Source organism: Methylobacterium sp. E-005, assembly GCF_022829725.1.
Lineage (GTDB): Bacteria > Pseudomonadota > Alphaproteobacteria > Rhizobiales > Beijerinckiaceae > Methylobacterium.
The window spans coordinates 95,093-110,578 of the sequence record NZ_JAKSYG010000073.1; the positions used below are offsets into that span (position 1 = coordinate 95,093).

The following is a 15,486-nucleotide window of genomic DNA, read 5'->3' on the forward strand; positions in this document are numbered from 1 at the left end:
TGCCTCACTCGGCCGGAAGAAGATGGCGGTCGGGGTCGACCGCGGGGGCGGGCGTGATGCCCGCGGTCCGGATCGGCGCGCCGGGCTCGAGCCCGGGCTCGCCGGCCTGCGGGGGCTTGGCCATCAGGCGCAGGATGTAGAGCGTCCCCATGGCAAACACCGTGAGGTAGATCACCACGAAGGCGGTCAAGGAGGCGGCCACCGCCGGCCCGGCGAGCGGCGAGGCCGAGTCCGCCGTGCGCAGCAGGCCGTAGACCGTGTAGGGCTGGCGCCCGACCTCGGTGGTGATCCAGCCGGCCAGCACCGCCACGAAGCCGGCCGGCCCCATGGCGAGGGCGAAGCGGTGCAAGGGCGCCCAGGCGTAGAGCCGACCCTTGAAGCGGGCGAGCAGGCTGAGGCAGCCCAGCAGGAGCATCAGCAGCCCCAGGCTCACCATCACCCGGAACGACCAGAACACGATCGGCACCGGCGGCCAATCCGTCCGCGGCAGGCTGTCGAGGCCGGCGAGCGGCGCGTCGAGGGCGTGCTTCAGCACCAGCGAGGACAGTTTCGGGATCTCCAGGGCGTAGCGGATCGTCCCGGCCTCCTGGTCGGGCAGGCCGAACAGGATCAGCGGCGCCCCGTCCGGGTGGCTCTGGTAATGGCCCTCCATGGCCATGACCTTGGCGGGCTGGTGCTCCAGGGTGTTGAGCCCGTGCGCGTCGCCGGCCAGGATCTGGGCGGGGGCCACCAGGGCCGCCATCCACATCGCCATCGAGAACATCGTCCGGGCGGCCGGATTGGTCCGGTCCCGCAGCAGGTGGCGGGCTCCGACCGCGCCCACCACCAGGGACGTCGTCAGGTAGGCCGCCAGCACCATGTGGACGAGGCGGACCGGGAAGGACGGGTTGAACACCACCGCGCACCAGTCGAGGGGCACGAACTGGCCCTGCGGGTTGATGCCGTAGCCCGCCGGCGTCTGCATCCACGAATTCACCGACAGGATCCAGAAGGCTGAGAAGAAGGTCCCGAGGGCCACCATCAGGGTCGCGGCGAAGTGGAGCCGCGGGCCGACCTTCGTCATGCCGAACAGCATCACCCCGAGGAAGCCGGCCTCCAGGAAGAAGGCTGACAGCACCTCGTAGGCCATCATCGGCCCGAGCACCGGCCCAGTCTTGTCGGAGAAGACCGACCAGTTGGTCCCGAACTGGTAGGACATCACCAGCCCCGACACGACGCCCATCGCGAAGGCGATGGCGAAGATCTTCAGCCAGTAGCGGAACAGATCCATGAACACCTGCCGCCCGGTGGCGAGCCACAGGCCCTCAAGCACCGCGAGGTAGCTCGCCAGCCCGATCGAGAAGGACGGAAACACGATGTGGAACGCCACCGTGAACCCGAACTGCATGCGTGCGAGGATCAACGGATCGAGATGGGCGAGCACGGCAGGCCTCCAGCCAAGCGTTGGCGACTCGCGTTATATCAATTTCAGAAACTTCTGAAAAGACGATAACTTCTGCGTGTCGGTCTGAGCCGGTGCGCTACGCAGGGTCTGCGGCAGGTCTGGACGCGTGGTCCGGAACGCGGCAGGGTCAGCCCCTACCCCACGATCGGGGCGTTGCAGACCCAGCGCCGCATCGGGCCAATGGGCCGCGACGCGCCGCCCGTTGGCCGCGCCCGCACACCACGAGACTCATTGCGCCCCATGGCCGATTCCCTTGCTGAAGCCACTCCGGTCGATCTCGCCACTCTGCTGTCGGACCGCATCCGCGGCATCGGCACGAGCCAGATCGGCCTCGTGGCGGATCGCGGACGCGACGATCCGGAGGTGGTGAAGCTCTGGATCGGCGAAGGCGACCTGCCGACGCCGCCCTTCATCATCGAGGCGGCGCACCGGGCGATGCTCGCGGGACACACCCGCTACACGACCTCGTTGGGCCTGCCGGCCCTGCGCGAGGCGCTCGGCGCCTATCACGCCCGCCACTGGGGCGTGGAGATCCCGCCCGACCGGTTCGCCGTCACGGCCGGCGGCATGAACGCGATCATGCAGGCCGCCCAGGTGCTGCTGGAGCCGGGCGACGAGATCATCATCCCCTCCCCGGCCTGGCCGAACCTGCGGGAGGCGGTGCGCATCGCCGGCGGCGTGCCGGTGGCGGTGCCGTATCGGCGTCAGCCGGACGGGCGCTTCGCCCTACCGCTCGCCGATATCGAGGCGGCGCTGACGCCCCGGACCCGGGTGATCATGATCAACTCGCCCTCGAACCCGACGGGCTGGACCATGCCGCTCGCCGAGATGACGGCCCTGCGCGACCTCGCCCGCGCCCGGAACCTCTGGATCCTGTCGGACGAGGTCTACGCCCACTTCACCTACGGCAACCACATAGCTCCGTCGTTCCTGCAGATCTGCGAGCCGGACGACCGACTAATCGTGACCAACACCTTCTCGAAGAACTGGGCGATGACCGGCTGGCGGGCCGGCTGGGTCATCTATCCGCGCGGGCTGGCGCCGACCTTCGCCAAGCTCGGGCAATACAGCACCACCTCGATCTCGACCTTCGTGCAGCACGCCTGCATCGCGGCGCTGAACGAGGGCGACGGCTTCATCCGCACCATGGTCGACCGCTGCGCCGAGGCCCGGGCGATCCTGGTGGACGGCCTGTCCCGGCTGCCCGGCGTCACCGTGGCGCCCCCTGACGGCGCCTTCTACCTGATGGCCCGGATGGGCGGCGACGAGCCGAGCCTCGACCTCGCGCTCCGCCTGCTGCAGGAGGCCAAGGTCGGGGTCGCGCCCGGCACCGCCTTCGGTCCGGAGGGCGAGGGGCTGGTGCGGATCTGCTTCGCCATCAGCCCGGCTTTGGCCCAGGAGGCGGTGGAGCGGCTGTCCGTCGTGCTGGGTTGAGACGGGTGAACCGACCGGGGTACAGGCTCGGCGTGAAAGTAGGGACCCCCTCGCCCCGCAAGCGGGGAGAGGGAAGAGCAGCACGCCTGTCAGGCCTCTGCGCCTCCGCCATCGATGAGTCTCACCGTCCCCAGCGCAGCACCAGCGCGTCGTTCCGCCGGGCGAGCTCGATCAGGCCGGCCCGGGTCGCCGGGTGGAGCGGCTGGAGCGGCAGGCGCGCGGTCTCGTGGGCGATCACCCCGCCCTCCTGCATCAGCGCCTTGCAGGCGAGCAGCCCGCATTGCCGGTTCTCGTAGTTGATCAGCGGCAGCCAGCGTTCGTACGCGTCGAGAGCCTCCTCCCGGCGGCCGGCCGCGTAGGCGTCGGTGATCTGGCGGATCCCGTCCGGATAGGCGCCGCCGGTCATCGCCCCGGTGGCGCCGGCATCGAGATCGGCCATCAGGGTGATCGCCTCCTCGCCATCCCAGGGGCCGACGACGGCGTCACCGCCCAGCGCGATCAGCTCGCGCAGCTTCGCGGCCGCCTGGGCGGTCTCGATCTTGAAATAGGAGACGTTGGCGATCTCCCGGGCCATGCGCGCCAGGAACGCGGCCGGGAGCGGTGTGCCCGAAACCGGCGCGTCCTGAATCATGATCGGGATCGAGATCGCGTCCGAGACGGTGCGGAAGAAGTCGTAGATGCCGAGCTCCGGCACGCGGATCGTGGCGCCGTGATAGGGCGGCATGAGCATCACCATGCTGGCCCCGGCTGCCTCCGCCCGGCGCGAGCGCTCGGCACAGACCTGCGTGGCGAAGTGCGTCGTCGTGACGATCACCGGCACGCGGCCGGCCACATGGTCCAGCACGGCGTGCATCACGCGCTCGCGCTCGTCGTCGGTGAGGACGAACTGCTCGGAAAAATTCGCGAGGATGCAGATGCCGTGGCTGCCGGCATCGATCATGAAATCAATCGCCCGGCGCTGCCCGGCGAGGTCGAGGGCGCCGGAGGCGTCGAACACCGTGGGGGCGACCGGGAAGACGCCGCGATAGGGCTGGGCAAACGAGGTCATGGGCGGTCCTTCTGCCGCGGAGCCAGGGTTCCGCCCCGCGAATCAGGGCTCGACTGGGGCGGTCCGCCTCCTAGCACGAACGCCATGCGGCAGTGTCGCACGACAAAGCCGCCATCGTGACAGGATGGCCCAGTTGGTTTCGACCTGTGGTCCAGAACAATCCCAACACGGCCGGAGTAGACCGGTGCGGCGGGATGGGGGTTCGGAACGATCGATCCGCTCTCTTGCCATCACGGCCCGACTCGATTCATTGACGCAATGCGGGCGCTGAGCGGGGATCGACTTCAGTGATCGCGAGAGAACATTGTTATCGGCGTGAGGTATTTTCGGATGCGACTTTTCTCGACCGGTCTGGCGGCGGTGCTGGCCGTCTCGGCCCTTCTCCTGGGTGCCCCCGCCCGGGCCGACGATCTTGACACGATCCGGGCCGCCAAGACCCTGCGCATCGGCACCGAGGGCACCTACGCGCCCTTCACGTTCCACGATGCCTCCGGGGCTCTGACCGGGTTCGACGTTGAGATCGGCCGCAAGGTCGCCGAGAAGCTCGGCGTCACGCCCCAGTTCCTCGAAGGCAAGTGGGACGGGCTGATCGCGGGGCTCGACGGCGGGCGCTACGACGTGGTGATCAACCAAGTCGGCATCACCAAGGAGCGGCAGGCGAAGTTCGACTTCTCGGAGCCGTACATCCGCTCCCGGGCGGTGCTGATCACGAAGGCCGACCGGACCGACATCCAATCCTTCGCCGACCTGAAGGGCAAGAAGGCCGCCCAGAGCCTGACCAGCAACTTCGCCCGCCTCGCCGAGCAGTCCGGGGCGCAGCTCATCGGCACCGACGGGTTCGACCAGTCGGTCCAATTGGTCATCACCGGGCGGGCCGACGCTACGGTCAATGACAGCCTGTCGTTCCTCGACTTCCGCAAGCAGAAGCCGAACGCCCCGGTGAAGATCGCCGCCGAACAGGCCGACGCGGACGCCTCCGGGATCATCCTGCGCAAGAACAACCCCGCGCTGAAGGCCGCCCTCGACAAGGCGCTGGCGGACATCAAGGCCGATGGCAGCTACGCGGCGATCGCGCAGAAGTATTTCGGGACGGACGTGTCGAAGTAGGTTCGTCCAGGTTTCTCATCTGCGGGCCACATGATCCACGTCGCGCGAGCCGCGACGCGCTCTCCTCCCCCTTGTGGGGAGGAGTTGGAGGTGGGGGTGGCACAGAAGGCACCGTTGCGCCCAATCCTGAACCACCCCCACCCCTGACCCCGCCCCGCAAGGGGCGGGAGACGCGCTTGTTTCTCAGAACCTTGGTGCTCGGCCGGAACATGTGAGTTCGCGAGCCTGCAGAGGCGGGATGGCGGACGCGCGGTTCCGGCCCCTTCTCCGACACAGCCGTGTGAAGAACCGCATCCCCCCGGAAGGAATCACCGCCCCGTGCCGCATTGGCTCGACCTCATGCTTCAGTCGCTCGGGCCGCTGCTCGTCGCAGGCTTGCGCTTCACCGTTCCGCTGACGCTGATCGCCTTCGCACTGGGGCTTAGCCTGGGGCTCGGGACCGCCCTCGTGCGCTTGTTCGCCCCCCGCCCCGTGGCGGCGCTCGCGTGGCTCTACGTGTGGATCTTCCGGGGCACCCCGCTCCTCGTGCAGCTCTTCGTGATCTTCTACGGCCTGCCGAGCGCCGGGATCCTGATCGACGCCTTCCCGGCCGCGGTGATCGGGTTCACGCTGAATGTCGGCGCCTACACGTCGGAGATCATCCGCGCTGCCATCGCCTCCATTCCGAAGGGCCAGTGGGAGGCCTCCTACGCGATCGGCATGGACCCGGCCCAGACCCTGCGCCGCACGATCCTGCCGCAGGCGGCGCGGGTGGCGGTGCCGTCGCTGGCCAACACCTTCATCGCCCTCGTGAAGGACACCTCGCTCGCCGCCGCCATCACGGTGCCCGAGCTGTTCCAGGCGGCCCAACGCATCGTCGCGGTCACCTACGAGCCGCTGATCCTCTACACCGAGGCCGCCCTGATCTACCTCGTCCTGTCCACACTCCTGTCCGGACTCCAGACGCTCCTGGAACGGCGCCTCGGGCGCTACGGCGGCTATCTGGAGGCGCGCGCGTGATCGCCCTGTCGGCCATCGTGAAGAGCTTCGGCGCCAACCCGGTCCTGCGCGGGGTCGATCTCGCCATTCCGGAGGGGCAGGTGACGGCGCTGATCGGCCCATCGGGCTCGGGCAAGTCGACGCTCCTGCGCTGCGCGAACCTCCTGGAGATCCCACAAGGCGGCACGCTCACCCTCGGTGAGACCACCCTCACCTTTCGACCGGGACATCCGCCTGCCCGGCGGGACGTGCTCGCCGTGCGCCGCCAGACCGGGATGGTGTTCCAGAACTTCCAGCTCTTCCCCCACCGCACCGTGATCGAGAACGTCATGGAGGGGCTCGTTACCGTAGCCAAATGGCCGCAGGCCAAGGCACGCACCCGGGCCCTGGACCTGCTGGAGCGCGTCGGCCTCGCCCACAAGGCGGCGGACTGGCCCGCCAGCCTGTCGGGCGGCCAGCAGCAGCGGGTGGCCATCGCCTGGGCGCTCGCACCGTCCCCGCGCCTGCTGCTCTGCGACGAGCCGACCTCGGCCCTCGATCCGGAACTCGCCGCCGAGGTGGTGGACGTGCTGGCCGGTCTCGCGGGCGAGGGCATGACCATGCTGATGGCCACCCACGACCTGCGCCTCGCGCGCCGCGTCGCCGACACCGTGGTGTTCCTGGAAGGGGGCACGATCGTGGAGCGGGGAACGCCCGCCGATCTGTTCGGCCGGCCGGAGGATCCGCGGACCCGGCGCTTTACCCGGACCCTGCTTGGCGAAGATGGAATTCGGTCAGACCCTGACGGCGCCGCCCCGCCGTGATCCGGGACAATAGGCCGTCCGTGCGTCTGTTCGCCGCCTAACCCATCAATTGAAATTAGCCTTTCAGTAAGTTGCCGCGGCAAATCTAGGAGAAATCGGCCGAGCGAACAGTCTTCGGCCAAACCCCACAATTGCCGTGTCATTTCGCCTCATGCGCTTCCGCGGGCCTCAAGACTGCCTTCGCCGTCGCCGACAGCAAGCGTCTGGATCGGATCGCCGCGTCCGCCATCGGGGCGCCGCCCAGCGTCTCCCCTGCCAAAACGCCGGACCGGGAGGTGCCGCGTGCCGATCTTGCCCGTGAACCCCGACGAGGAGGCCCGGCTTCACGCGCTGGCCGAACTCGACATGGTCGGGGCCGAGCCCGACGCGACCATTTCCTACATCGTGGAGATCGTCGCCGGCCTGCTCGGCGTACCGACCGCATTCGCCTCCTTCATCGATTGCGAGCGCCAAGTCTTTCACGCCCAGGTCGGACTGGATCTGGACGAGATTCCCCGCGCGCTCGCGCTCTGCAACGCGACGATCGCGCAGGATGACCTCCTCCTGGTGCGCGACGCCCATCGCGACGCGCGTTTTTGCGACAATCCCCTCGTCTGCGGGCCGCCATTCGTTCGCTTCTATGCGGGGATCGCGCTCCGTACGCACGAAGGTCATGCCGTCGGCACGCTCTGCGTCATCGCATCCGAGCCGCGGGAGGCCTTCACCGACCTCGACCGGCAGATCCTCATCGATTTCGCCCGCTTCGTGAGTGACCGACTGGAGCTGCGCCGCGCCGAGGCTGCGCGACGCGCTTCCCAGGCCCGGTTCGCGCACATCGCCGACACCTCCCCCGACGCCATCGTCTGCGCGGACTCACAGGGCCTCGTCAGCTTCTGGAGCGCGGGCGCCGAGCGGATGTTCGGCCATACCGCCGCGCAGATCCTCAATCGGCCCATCACCACGCTGATCCCCGACCGCATGGCCGGGGGCAGCGAAGGCCTGCTGCGCCGGCTCGCCCAGGGATCGGCGGAGCGCCTGACCGGGCGCACCGTCGAGATGACCGGCGCCCATCGCGACGGCCGGGAATTCCCGGTGGAGCTATCCCTGTCCACGTGGCAGGAGAACGGCACCCCGACCTACGGCGCGATCATGCGCGACGTCAGCCAGCGCTGGGCCATCGAGGAGCGGCTGTTCCGCCTCGCCCATCTCGACCCGCTGACCGAACTGCCCAACCGGCTGGTGCTGCGCGGTCGGATCGAGGCGGCCCTGGCGCAGGCCGAGCCGGCGGCCGTGCTGATGTTCGATCTCGACGGCTTCAAGGAGGTCAACGACGCGCACGGCCACGCCGTGGGCGACGCGGTGCTCAAGGTGACGGCGGAGCGCCTGCGCGCCTGCGCCGGTCCGGACGGGACCGCGGCCCGGCTCGGGGGCGACGAGTTCGCCATCGTGCTGCCCGGCCTCGGCGACCCGCTCGTGGCGGTCGCGGCGGCCGAGGCGGCGCTGCGCGCCCTGGCCGAGCCCTACCGGGTCGACGGGCTGGTCCTGAATCTCGGCGCCAGCACCGGTATCGCGCTCAGCCCGTCGCACGCGACCGAGGAGAGCGAGCTCCTGGCCTGCGCCGACGCCGCCCTCTACGACGCCAAGGCCCGCGGGCGGGGGCAGCACCGCCTGTTCACCCCGGAGCTGCGCGAGGCCCTCCAGCGCGAGCGCACCTGCCGCGAGGGGCTGCGCCGTGCGGTCCTGCGGGGGGAGTTCGTCCTCCACTACCAGCCGCAGGTGCGCCTCTCCGACGGCGCGCTCGTGGGGGCCGAGGCGCTGATCCGCTGGCAGCATCCCGAGCACGGGTTGCTGCCGCCGGCCGCGTTCCTGGACGTGCTCGACAACAGCCCCGACGCGGCCGGGATCGGCGACTGGGTCCTGCGCACGGCCTGTGCCCAGGCCCAGGCGTGGCGGGCCGGCGGCCTGCACCCGTTCCGGATCGGCGTGAACCTGTTCGCGGCACAGTTCCGCGGCGGGGATCTCGCCGCCCGGGTCGCCGCCGCCCTCGCCCAGACCGGGCTGCCGGCAGACGCCCTGGAGCTCGAGATCACCGAGACCATCATCCTGCGCCACGATCCGCAGGTCGATGCCACCCTCCAGACGCTGCGGGCCATGGGGGTGGGCATCGCCTTCGACGATTACGGCACGGGCTACGCCTCGCTCAGTCTGCTCAAGAGCTTTCCCCTGACGCGGCTCAAGATCGACCGGGGCTTCGTGAACGGCTTGTGCGAGAACCGGCGGGACGCGGCGATCGTGCGGGCGGTGATCGCCCTCAGCCGCAGCTTCGGCCTGACCGTGATCGCCGAGGGCGTCGAGACGCAGGAGCAGCAGCGTCGGCTGCTCGCCAAGGGCTGCCAGGAGGCGCAGGGCTACCTGTTCGGCCGGCCGATGGCCGCCGAAGCCTTTGCGGCGCGCTACGGTCTTGCCGGTCCGGCAGCCGCGCCCGTCACCAGGGCCGGCAGCGCAGGCTGAGGAGATCGTCGAGCGTCAGGGCGGTGCCGAAGATCAGCGGCCGCCAGGCCGGCAGGGTGGCGCAGATCAGGCCGGCCGCCAGGACCAGCCAGGGCAGGACCGGGCGCAGACCCGTGCCCGACCTCACGCCGGGATCCGCGCGGCGCCCTGTTCCACCCGGCCGGACCGGACCAGCAGCCAGCCGCCGGCCAGCATGGCGGCGCCCCAGAGCAGGAAGCCGAGGTCCCAGTAGATCCACTGGTCCCGCGGCATCGGCTCGTTGACGTGGTGGACGCCCAGGATCTCGTGGTCGATCAGGCCCTCGACCGTGTTGAACAGGCCCCAGCCGATCAGCAGCGACCCGGCGAGCAGCCTGCTCGACCAGAACAGATGCCCGCGATGCGCCGCGCGCCACAGGATGAACAGCCCGAGCACCACGAACACGTAGGTCGTGCTGTGGAAGATGCCGTCCCACAGGGTATTGAGTTCGAGATTGGCGATCGAGTCGATCGGGTACCAGCTGCTCACCATGTGGTGCCATTGCAGCACCTGATGCAGCACGATCCCGTCGAAGAAGCCGCCGAGCCCGAGCCCGAACAGGATGCCGGCGCTCAGTGGAAACGTTGCGTTTTGGGGCGCCATGCTCACGGCCCGGATTCAGGACGGCCGGGGGTCGAGACCAGCCACAGGTAGACCGCAAGGCTCGCCAGGAACACCACGAGTCCGAGCCCGGTCGCGTAGGGCGCGAAATCCTGACCCGCGATGGCGAGCGCCGCGCTGTGCCCGGCCAGGAGATCGGCACCGGCGAGCAGCACGCCGACACAGCTTTCACCGACGAGGAAACCCGAGGCCAGGAGGACGCCGCGGCGACGGGCGGCGCCGACCGCCTTGTCGGCGTTCTTGTCGCCCTTGCCGCCGACCCGGGCGCGCAGCCGGCGCTCGGCCACCCAGCCGAGCACGCCGCCGATGGCGATCGTCATCTCCACGGAGAGCGGCAGGTACATGCCGATCCCGACCGTCAGCGCCGGGAAGGTGAGCTTGCGCCGCTTCAGCCACGTCTCGGCGGCGACCAGCACCACACCGAGCCCCGCCCCGATCATCACCATGCGCCAGGGCAGTTCGCCGTGAACGATGCCGCTGGCGATCTGGGTGATCAGTGCGGCCTGTGGCGCCGGCATGGCGCTCGCCGCATCTTGCCCCTCACGCAAAGGCGCGCCGACGAAGCCGTAGGCCTCGTACAGCAGCGACAGGATCGGGGCGATCACCACGGCCCCGATCCCGACGCCGAGGATCAGCGCGACCTGCTGGTGCCAGGGCGTGGCACCCAGAACCTGCCCGGTCTTCAGGTCCTGCAGGTTGTCGTTGGCGATCGAGGAGGTCGTCACGATGACGGAGGTCAGGAGCAGGGTCATACCGGTGACGAACCGGTCGCCCTCCGGCCCGGCGGAATGGCCGAGGATCAGCGGCAGCAGCAGAGCGGTCGCCATCGTGGTCAGGATCCCGATCCCGGAGATCGGGCTCGACGACGAGCCGAGGAGCCCGGCGAGGTAGCCGCAGGCTGCCGCCATCAGGAAGCCGAACAGCACCGTGAACAGGGTCGCGGCGACCGCCAGCACGATCAGCAGGCCGCCGAGATCGGCGGGCTTGGCGAAGACCCAGAACAGACCCGCCAGCGGCACGCCGAGCGCCAGCGTCGCGGCGGCGACCCAGGTGATCGGCAGGTCGCGCTCCTCGCGGGGATGGTCCTTGCCGAGGCCGCCGGCCCCGGAGAGGGCCGCGCGGATGCTTCCCAGGATGGGCTTGGCGAGCGATCCCACCGTCCACAGGCCGCCCACCGCGATGATGCCGGCCCCCATCAGCCGGACCTGATCGGACCAGACCGCCTCGGCCGCCGCCCCGGCCGACTTGGCGGGGTCGGGCGAAAGGGCGGTCAGCACGGGCACCGCGATCCCCCAGGCGATCACGACGCCCGTCAGCAGCGCGAGGCAGGCGCCGATGCCCACGAGGTAGCCGACGCCGACCAGGGCCAGCGAGAAGCCTGTGCCGGTGCGGAACGCCGCCCCGCCGAGGCTGATCGCGCCGTTGAGGCCCTCGCCCAAAACCTTCAGCCCGGTGGTGGCGAACCCGATCGTCCCGGCAACGCCCGCGGCGGCCAGGAGGTCGCGCAGGCCGTGGCCGCCCTCCTCCTCCTGGCCGGTCCGGAGCACCTCGGCGGCGGCGATCCCCTCCGGATAGGGGAGGTCGCTGCCCGCCACGAGGGCGCGGCGCAGGGGGATCGAGAAGGCGACGCCGAGCAGGCCGCCGAGCAGACACACTGCGGTGGTCTGCCAGAACGGGAAGCCGTGCCAGTGTCCGACGAGGACGAGACCGGGCAGCGCCAGGATGACGTTGCACAGCGTGCCGGCGGCCGAGGCCTGCGTCTGCACGCTGTTGTTCTCGAGGATGCCGGCCCCGCCCATCAGCCGGAACGCGCCCATCGAGATCATGGCGGCCGGGATCGACGACGAGAACGTCATCCCGGTCTTCAACCCCATGTACAGGTTGGCGGCCATGAAGATGACCGTGATGGCCGCGCCGAGGGCGATGCCGCGCAGGGTCAATTCCGCCGGATAATCCTGCGCCTTCGGCGACGTCGTCGGGCTGCGGGCGTCCATCCGGTCCCCTGGCTGTCGTACGCAAACAGCGTGAGGCTCCAAACCTTTCCCGAGACAGGTCTTCGAGGCCTCTATCAGCAGTCGTAGACTGCCTGAGGCGATCTGTCCTGGGTTGTGCGACCGAAGTGATGCAGACATCCGCCGGCCCGGTGGGTTTGCCAGAAGACCGTCCGTGCCGGCGGCTCCCCCGCAACAACCCGGACGCCGCCATGTGGTACCTCTACGGCCTCGCCCTTCTGGCCGGCGTCGCGAACGCCATCGAGCCCGGCCAGAACGCGACGCTGGCGAAGGCCACGGGGCAGCCGATGCTGGCCGGGATCTTCTGCTTCGCCCTGGCGATGGTCTGCCTCTTCGGTGTCATGGTGGTCGCCCGGCTGCGGAGCCCGTCGACCACCGAACAGGCCACCCCCGTCCCCTGGTGGGCTTGGCCCGGGGGCATCCTCGGCGCCCTCGTCGTGTTGGCGCAGCTCTACGTCTCGGAGCAGATCGGCGCCGCGCCCTTCCTGGGCTGCGTGATCACGGTGGGCGTGATCGGCTCGATCGCCCTCGATCACTACGGCCTCGTGGGCTTCGAGCGCCATCCCGCCGGCCGCTGGCGCATCGCGGGCGGTGTCCTGATGATCGCCGGCGTCGCCCTCGTGGCGGCATTCTGACGGCCCGCACGCCCCTCCCCGTTCGATCAGGATCGCAGCATGCTGTTCCTCTATGGGTTCGCGTTGCTGGCCGGCCTCGCCAGCGCGGTCGAGCCGGGCCAGAACGCGGGTCTCGCCAAGTCCTTCGGACGGCCGCTCTGGGCGGGCGTCGTCAGCCTCCTGGTCAGCATCGCCACCATCGCGGTAATCATGGTGGTGAGCGGTGCGTTCGGGCTTCCCGGGATGGACCGCCTCGCCCAGGTCCCCTGGTGGGCATGGCTGGGCGGCCTGATGAGCGCGGGCCTGACGGCGGCGCAGCTCTACCTCTCCAAACGGATCGGCGCCGCGGCCTTTCTCGGCCTGATCGTCACCGCGGGGGTGGTCACCTCGATCCTGCTCGACAACTTTGGACTCGTCGGCTTCAAGGTCCACCCGGCGAGCCTGTGGCGCATCCTCGGCGGCGCCCTGATGATCGGCGGCGTCGGTCTCGTCGCCCGGTTCTGACGGCAGTCCCAGCGGCGGGATCCGTCTCCGACGCTACGGCGTTTTATCGGATCGCCACCCCAGCCCGGAGGCCCACCGTGGGACTCGCCGCTTTCGCCTTCTTCGTGATCCCCTGGATGGCCGTCGCCGCCTGGTTGTTCCTGAGGCCCGGGGGCTTCCGCCAGGGCGTCCCATCGGCACCGTGGCGTCCGCTCACGGATTACCCGCCGCCGGCGCGCGATCAGCAGCATGCCGCAGAGACGCGCAGCCTCGAATCCGGCTCGGCCCACGACGGCAAGCACGCGCCGATCGAGATGGCCTGACGCCGGCATCCCTCGTCGGGATCAGTCCTCGGCCTGGAACAGGTGCAGGTTGAAGCTTCCGCCCTCGGCCTGCCAGAGGGCGCGCGGCCGCCAGCCGGCGTCGCGGGCGAGCGCCTGGAACGCTTCGGCCGTGTATTTGTGCGAGGTGTCGGTCCGGATGCTCTCGGAGGCCGCGAACCCGATCGTCTGCCCGCCCAGCCGGTAGGTGCCGGGCCGGATCGCCACCAGATGCGCCTCGACGCGGAACGGATCCGGCAGCAGCCGGATCTCGTGCCGGAAATTGTCGCCGTCGAAGTCCGCCCCGCATTCGCGGTTGAGCCGGGTCAGGATGTTGCGGTGGAACGCCGCCATCAGCCCGTCGGCGGCGCCGTAGGCCCGTTGCAGGCGCTCGGGATCGGTCGTCCCGTCGGCCCCCACGAGGAACAGGCTGGGTCCCAGCGTCGTGCGCGCCCGCTCCAGGAACTGGCCGGCCTCGCGGGGGTCGAAATTGCCGATGCTCGTGCCTGGATAGAAGCCCAGGATCCCGCCCGGACCGGCCTGGATCGGCAGCGTGACCGGCTTCGAATAATCGGCGCAGACCGGCACCATGGCGATGCCCGGATAATCCGGTGCGAGCCGCCGGATCGCCGCCTCCAGATACGGGCCCGAGATGTCGATGGCCACGTAGGCGGCGGGCGCGGGCAGCGCGTCGAGGAGCGTGCGGATCTTGCGGCTGGCGCCGCTGCCGAATTCCACCACGGTCACGCCCGAACCGACGTGGCACGCCACCTCGGCGGCGGCCCGGGGCAGGAGCGTCATCTCCTGGGCGGTCGGGTAGTAGTCGGCGCTGTGGCAGATCCGGTCGAACAGATCCGAGCCGGTCTCGTCCCAGAGATACTTTCCAGGCAGCGTCTTCGGCGCGGCGGTCAGGCCCACGAGGGCGTCGCGGAGAAACGCATCGCTCATGGCCGTGTGACCGTGAGGACCACCAGGGCGAGGCGTTCAACCGCGTCATAGGCCCCGGTCGCCAGCTCCTCACCATACTCGTCCGGGTCGAACTCGCGGTAAGTCCAGTCCAGCCCGGCGCGGGTGCAGAGGTCGGCGATGGCGTCGCGGAACGGATCCTCGCCCTCGACGATGGCGGCGCCGGTGAACAGGAGGAGGCCGCCCCCCGAGGCGAGGCGTTCCACCGCCTGCTCGGCGACCGCAAGTGACAGGCCGGCCCCGAGCGGGCCTCCGCCGTGCCGGTAGGCCCGTCCGGCGGTGTCGACCATGAAGGGTGGGTTCGAGACGATGAGATCGAATTGGCCCTCGACGGCGCGCAGCATGTCGCTGCGGCGGACGGTGACCCCGTCGGTCCCGGCGAGCCGGGCATTGACCCGGGACGCCCGCATGGCGGCGGGGTTGATGTCGACGAGCACGATCTCGGCCCCTGGGGCACGCTTGGCCACACAGATCCCGGCGGCACCCGAGCCGCAACCCAGATCGACGGCCCTGCGCACCGGCGCGGTTCGATTCTCAAGATGGGCGATCACCGCGTTGGCAAAGCGCATCGTGTCGGGTCCGAAGAACACCGCATCGGCGGCGCTCGGCGGGTAGGCGGAATGGGCGAAGAGCTCACCGTCCAGGCTTGAGAACCGAATCGTGGGCCGCAGGAGCGGCCCGTCCTCTGCCACGGCGCCGGCCTCGCGCATCAGGCGCAGAATCGGCTCGGGCAGCAGATCGGCCTGGAACGGCCGGCTCCAGCCGAACACGTCGCGCAGGCTTTTCGCCCCGGCATTGCGGGGCCGCGCGTTGACATGGGCGTGGGTGGCCGGCGTCACCGTGGTGAACGTGTAGCCGGTCTCGCGCACGGCGCGTGCCAGGGCCAGCACGGCCGCCTCATCCTCGGGGAACGCGTATGGGGGCAACGGCTCGGATCGCGTCATCGGCCGGTCCTCAGCTTATCGCCGGCTGCGCCGCGAGAACACCGTCCCTGCAATGCCCGGCGACCAGTGGGATGCGATCCCGGACGCGTTCGGCAACGGGATTTCGGTCGCTCATCGAAAGTCGCATGGAGGATTGGGTCACGCCACGGGTATCGGGCGCAGGCGCGCACATCCTGGGCCATCGGCCGCGGCGGCGTCCCGCGT

At 70.0% G+C, this 15,486-nt stretch carries 15 protein-coding genes; 8 read left to right on the forward strand and 7 right to left on the reverse strand.

What is annotated here, in order from left to right:
- Nucleotides 1-4 precede the first annotated feature (4 nt).
- On the reverse strand, nucleotides 5-1,423 hold the full coding sequence (locus MKK88_RS08080; RefSeq protein WP_243998620.1) for a cytochrome ubiquinol oxidase subunit I: 1,419 nt from the start codon (nucleotides 1,421-1,423) through the stop codon (nucleotides 5-7).
- A 261-nt stretch (nucleotides 1,424-1,684) separates the two neighbouring features.
- Between MKK88_RS08080 and MKK88_RS08085 the strand changes: the two genes are divergently transcribed.
- Nucleotides 1,685-2,878 (forward strand): pyridoxal phosphate-dependent aminotransferase, encoded by a 1,194-nt coding sequence (locus tag MKK88_RS08085; RefSeq protein ID WP_243998622.1) that lies wholly within the window; start codon nucleotides 1,685-1,687, stop codon nucleotides 2,876-2,878.
- 121 nt (nucleotides 2,879-2,999) lie between these two features.
- On the opposite strand, the gene MKK88_RS08090 is transcribed toward MKK88_RS08085, so the two are convergent.
- Nucleotides 3,000-3,926, reverse strand: a complete 927-nt coding sequence (locus tag MKK88_RS08090) for a dihydrodipicolinate synthase family protein (protein ID WP_243998623.1) — start codon at nucleotides 3,924-3,926, stop codon at nucleotides 3,000-3,002.
- Nucleotides 3,927-4,256: 330 nt separating this feature from the next.
- Between MKK88_RS08090 and MKK88_RS08095 the strand changes: the two genes are divergently transcribed.
- The 4 genes from MKK88_RS08095 to MKK88_RS08110 all read left to right on the forward strand — a co-directional run bounded on the left by MKK88_RS08095 (nucleotide 4,257) and on the right by MKK88_RS08110 (nucleotide 9,304).
- Nucleotides 4,257-5,033 (forward strand): amino acid ABC transporter substrate-binding protein, encoded by a 777-nt coding sequence (locus MKK88_RS08095; RefSeq protein ID WP_243998625.1) that lies wholly within the window; start codon nucleotides 4,257-4,259, stop codon nucleotides 5,031-5,033.
- A gap of 318 nt (nucleotides 5,034-5,351) precedes the next feature.
- Nucleotides 5,352-6,032, forward strand: coding sequence for an amino acid ABC transporter permease (locus MKK88_RS08100; RefSeq protein WP_243998627.1), 681 nt, complete (start codon nucleotides 5,352-5,354; stop codon nucleotides 6,030-6,032).
- The gene (locus tag MKK88_RS08105; protein ID WP_243998629.1) at nucleotides 6,029-6,814 is read left to right on the forward strand and encodes an amino acid ABC transporter ATP-binding protein; all 786 of its coding nucleotides are present in this window, start codon (nucleotides 6,029-6,031) and stop codon (nucleotides 6,812-6,814) included. The genes MKK88_RS08100 and MKK88_RS08105 overlap by 4 nt, the downstream gene beginning before the upstream one ends.
- A 282-nt stretch (nucleotides 6,815-7,096) precedes the next feature.
- Nucleotides 7,097-9,304: a putative bifunctional diguanylate cyclase/phosphodiesterase gene (locus tag MKK88_RS08110; RefSeq protein WP_243998631.1), complete on the forward strand. Its 2,208-nt coding sequence runs from the start codon at nucleotides 7,097-7,099 to the stop codon at nucleotides 9,302-9,304.
- Here MKK88_RS08110 and MKK88_RS08115 read toward each other — a convergent pair.
- Genes MKK88_RS08115 through MKK88_RS08125 form a run of 3 tightly spaced genes read right to left on the reverse strand, consistent with a single transcriptional unit; the run spans nucleotide 9,279 to nucleotide 11,937 of the window.
- The gene (locus MKK88_RS08115; RefSeq protein ID WP_243998633.1) at nucleotides 9,279-9,431 is read right to left on the reverse strand and encodes a hypothetical protein; all 153 of its coding nucleotides are present in this window, start codon (nucleotides 9,429-9,431) and stop codon (nucleotides 9,279-9,281) included. The two genes, MKK88_RS08110 and MKK88_RS08115, sit on opposite strands and share 26 nt — an antisense overlap.
- Nucleotides 9,428-9,925: a DUF2243 domain-containing protein gene (locus MKK88_RS08120; protein WP_243998636.1), complete on the reverse strand. Its 498-nt coding sequence runs from the start codon at nucleotides 9,923-9,925 to the stop codon at nucleotides 9,428-9,430. Before MKK88_RS08120 ends, MKK88_RS08115 begins: the two co-directional genes overlap by 4 nt.
- A 2-nt stretch (nucleotides 9,926-9,927) precedes the next feature.
- The gene (locus MKK88_RS08125; protein ID WP_243998638.1) at nucleotides 9,928-11,937 is read right to left on the reverse strand and encodes an OPT family oligopeptide transporter; all 2,010 of its coding nucleotides are present in this window, start codon (nucleotides 11,935-11,937) and stop codon (nucleotides 9,928-9,930) included.
- A gap of 209 nt (nucleotides 11,938-12,146) precedes the next feature.
- Between MKK88_RS08125 and MKK88_RS08130 the strand changes: the two genes are divergently transcribed.
- From MKK88_RS08130 to MKK88_RS08140, 3 genes are all read left to right on the forward strand, one after another.
- Complete coding sequence (locus MKK88_RS08130; protein ID WP_243998708.1) at nucleotides 12,147-12,590, forward strand: DMT family transporter; 444 nt, start codon at nucleotides 12,147-12,149, stop codon at nucleotides 12,588-12,590.
- Between the two features lie 39 nt (nucleotides 12,591-12,629).
- Nucleotides 12,630-13,073, forward strand: coding sequence for a DMT family transporter (locus tag MKK88_RS08135; protein WP_243998640.1), 444 nt, complete (start codon nucleotides 12,630-12,632; stop codon nucleotides 13,071-13,073).
- 77 nt (nucleotides 13,074-13,150) lie between these two features.
- Nucleotides 13,151-13,375, forward strand: coding sequence for a hypothetical protein (locus MKK88_RS08140; protein WP_243998642.1), 225 nt, complete (start codon nucleotides 13,151-13,153; stop codon nucleotides 13,373-13,375).
- Between the two features lie 21 nt (nucleotides 13,376-13,396).
- On the opposite strand, the gene egtD is transcribed toward MKK88_RS08140, so the two are convergent.
- Nucleotides 13,397-14,320, reverse strand: a complete 924-nt coding sequence (egtD, locus tag MKK88_RS08145) for an L-histidine N(alpha)-methyltransferase (RefSeq protein WP_243998644.1) — start codon at nucleotides 14,318-14,320, stop codon at nucleotides 13,397-13,399.
- Complete coding sequence (locus tag MKK88_RS08150; protein WP_243998646.1) at nucleotides 14,317-15,282, reverse strand: methyltransferase; 966 nt, start codon at nucleotides 15,280-15,282, stop codon at nucleotides 14,317-14,319. Before MKK88_RS08150 ends, egtD begins: the two co-directional genes overlap by 4 nt.
- Nucleotides 15,283-15,486: the final 204 nt, after the last annotated feature.

Bases quoted from the DNA above. Each gene is read 5' to 3' on its own strand.
- MKK88_RS08125 (WP_243998638.1), bottom strand. From the start codon at position 11,937: ATGGACGCCCGCAGCCCGACGACGTCGCCGAAGGCGCAGGATTATCCG.
- MKK88_RS08135 (WP_243998640.1), top strand. From the start codon at position 12,630: ATGCTGTTCCTCTATGGGTTCGCGTTGCTGGCCGGCCTCGCCAGCGCG.
- MKK88_RS08130 (WP_243998708.1), top strand. From the start codon at position 12,147: ATGTGGTACCTCTACGGCCTCGCCCTTCTGGCCGGCGTCGCGAACGCC.
- MKK88_RS08090 (WP_243998623.1), bottom strand. From the start codon at position 3,926: ATGACCTCGTTTGCCCAGCCCTATCGCGGCGTCTTCCCGGTCGCCCCC.
- MKK88_RS08150 (WP_243998646.1), bottom strand. From the start codon at position 15,282: ATGACGCGATCCGAGCCGTTGCCCCCATACGCGTTCCCCGAGGATGAG.
- MKK88_RS08120 (WP_243998636.1), bottom strand. From the start codon at position 9,925: ATGGCGCCCCAAAACGCAACGTTTCCACTGAGCGCCGGCATCCTGTTC.
- MKK88_RS08095 (WP_243998625.1), top strand. From the start codon at position 4,257: ATGCGACTTTTCTCGACCGGTCTGGCGGCGGTGCTGGCCGTCTCGGCC.
- MKK88_RS08085 (WP_243998622.1), top strand. From the start codon at position 1,685: ATGGCCGATTCCCTTGCTGAAGCCACTCCGGTCGATCTCGCCACTCTG.
- egtD (WP_243998644.1), bottom strand. From the start codon at position 14,320: ATGAGCGATGCGTTTCTCCGCGACGCCCTCGTGGGCCTGACCGCCGCG.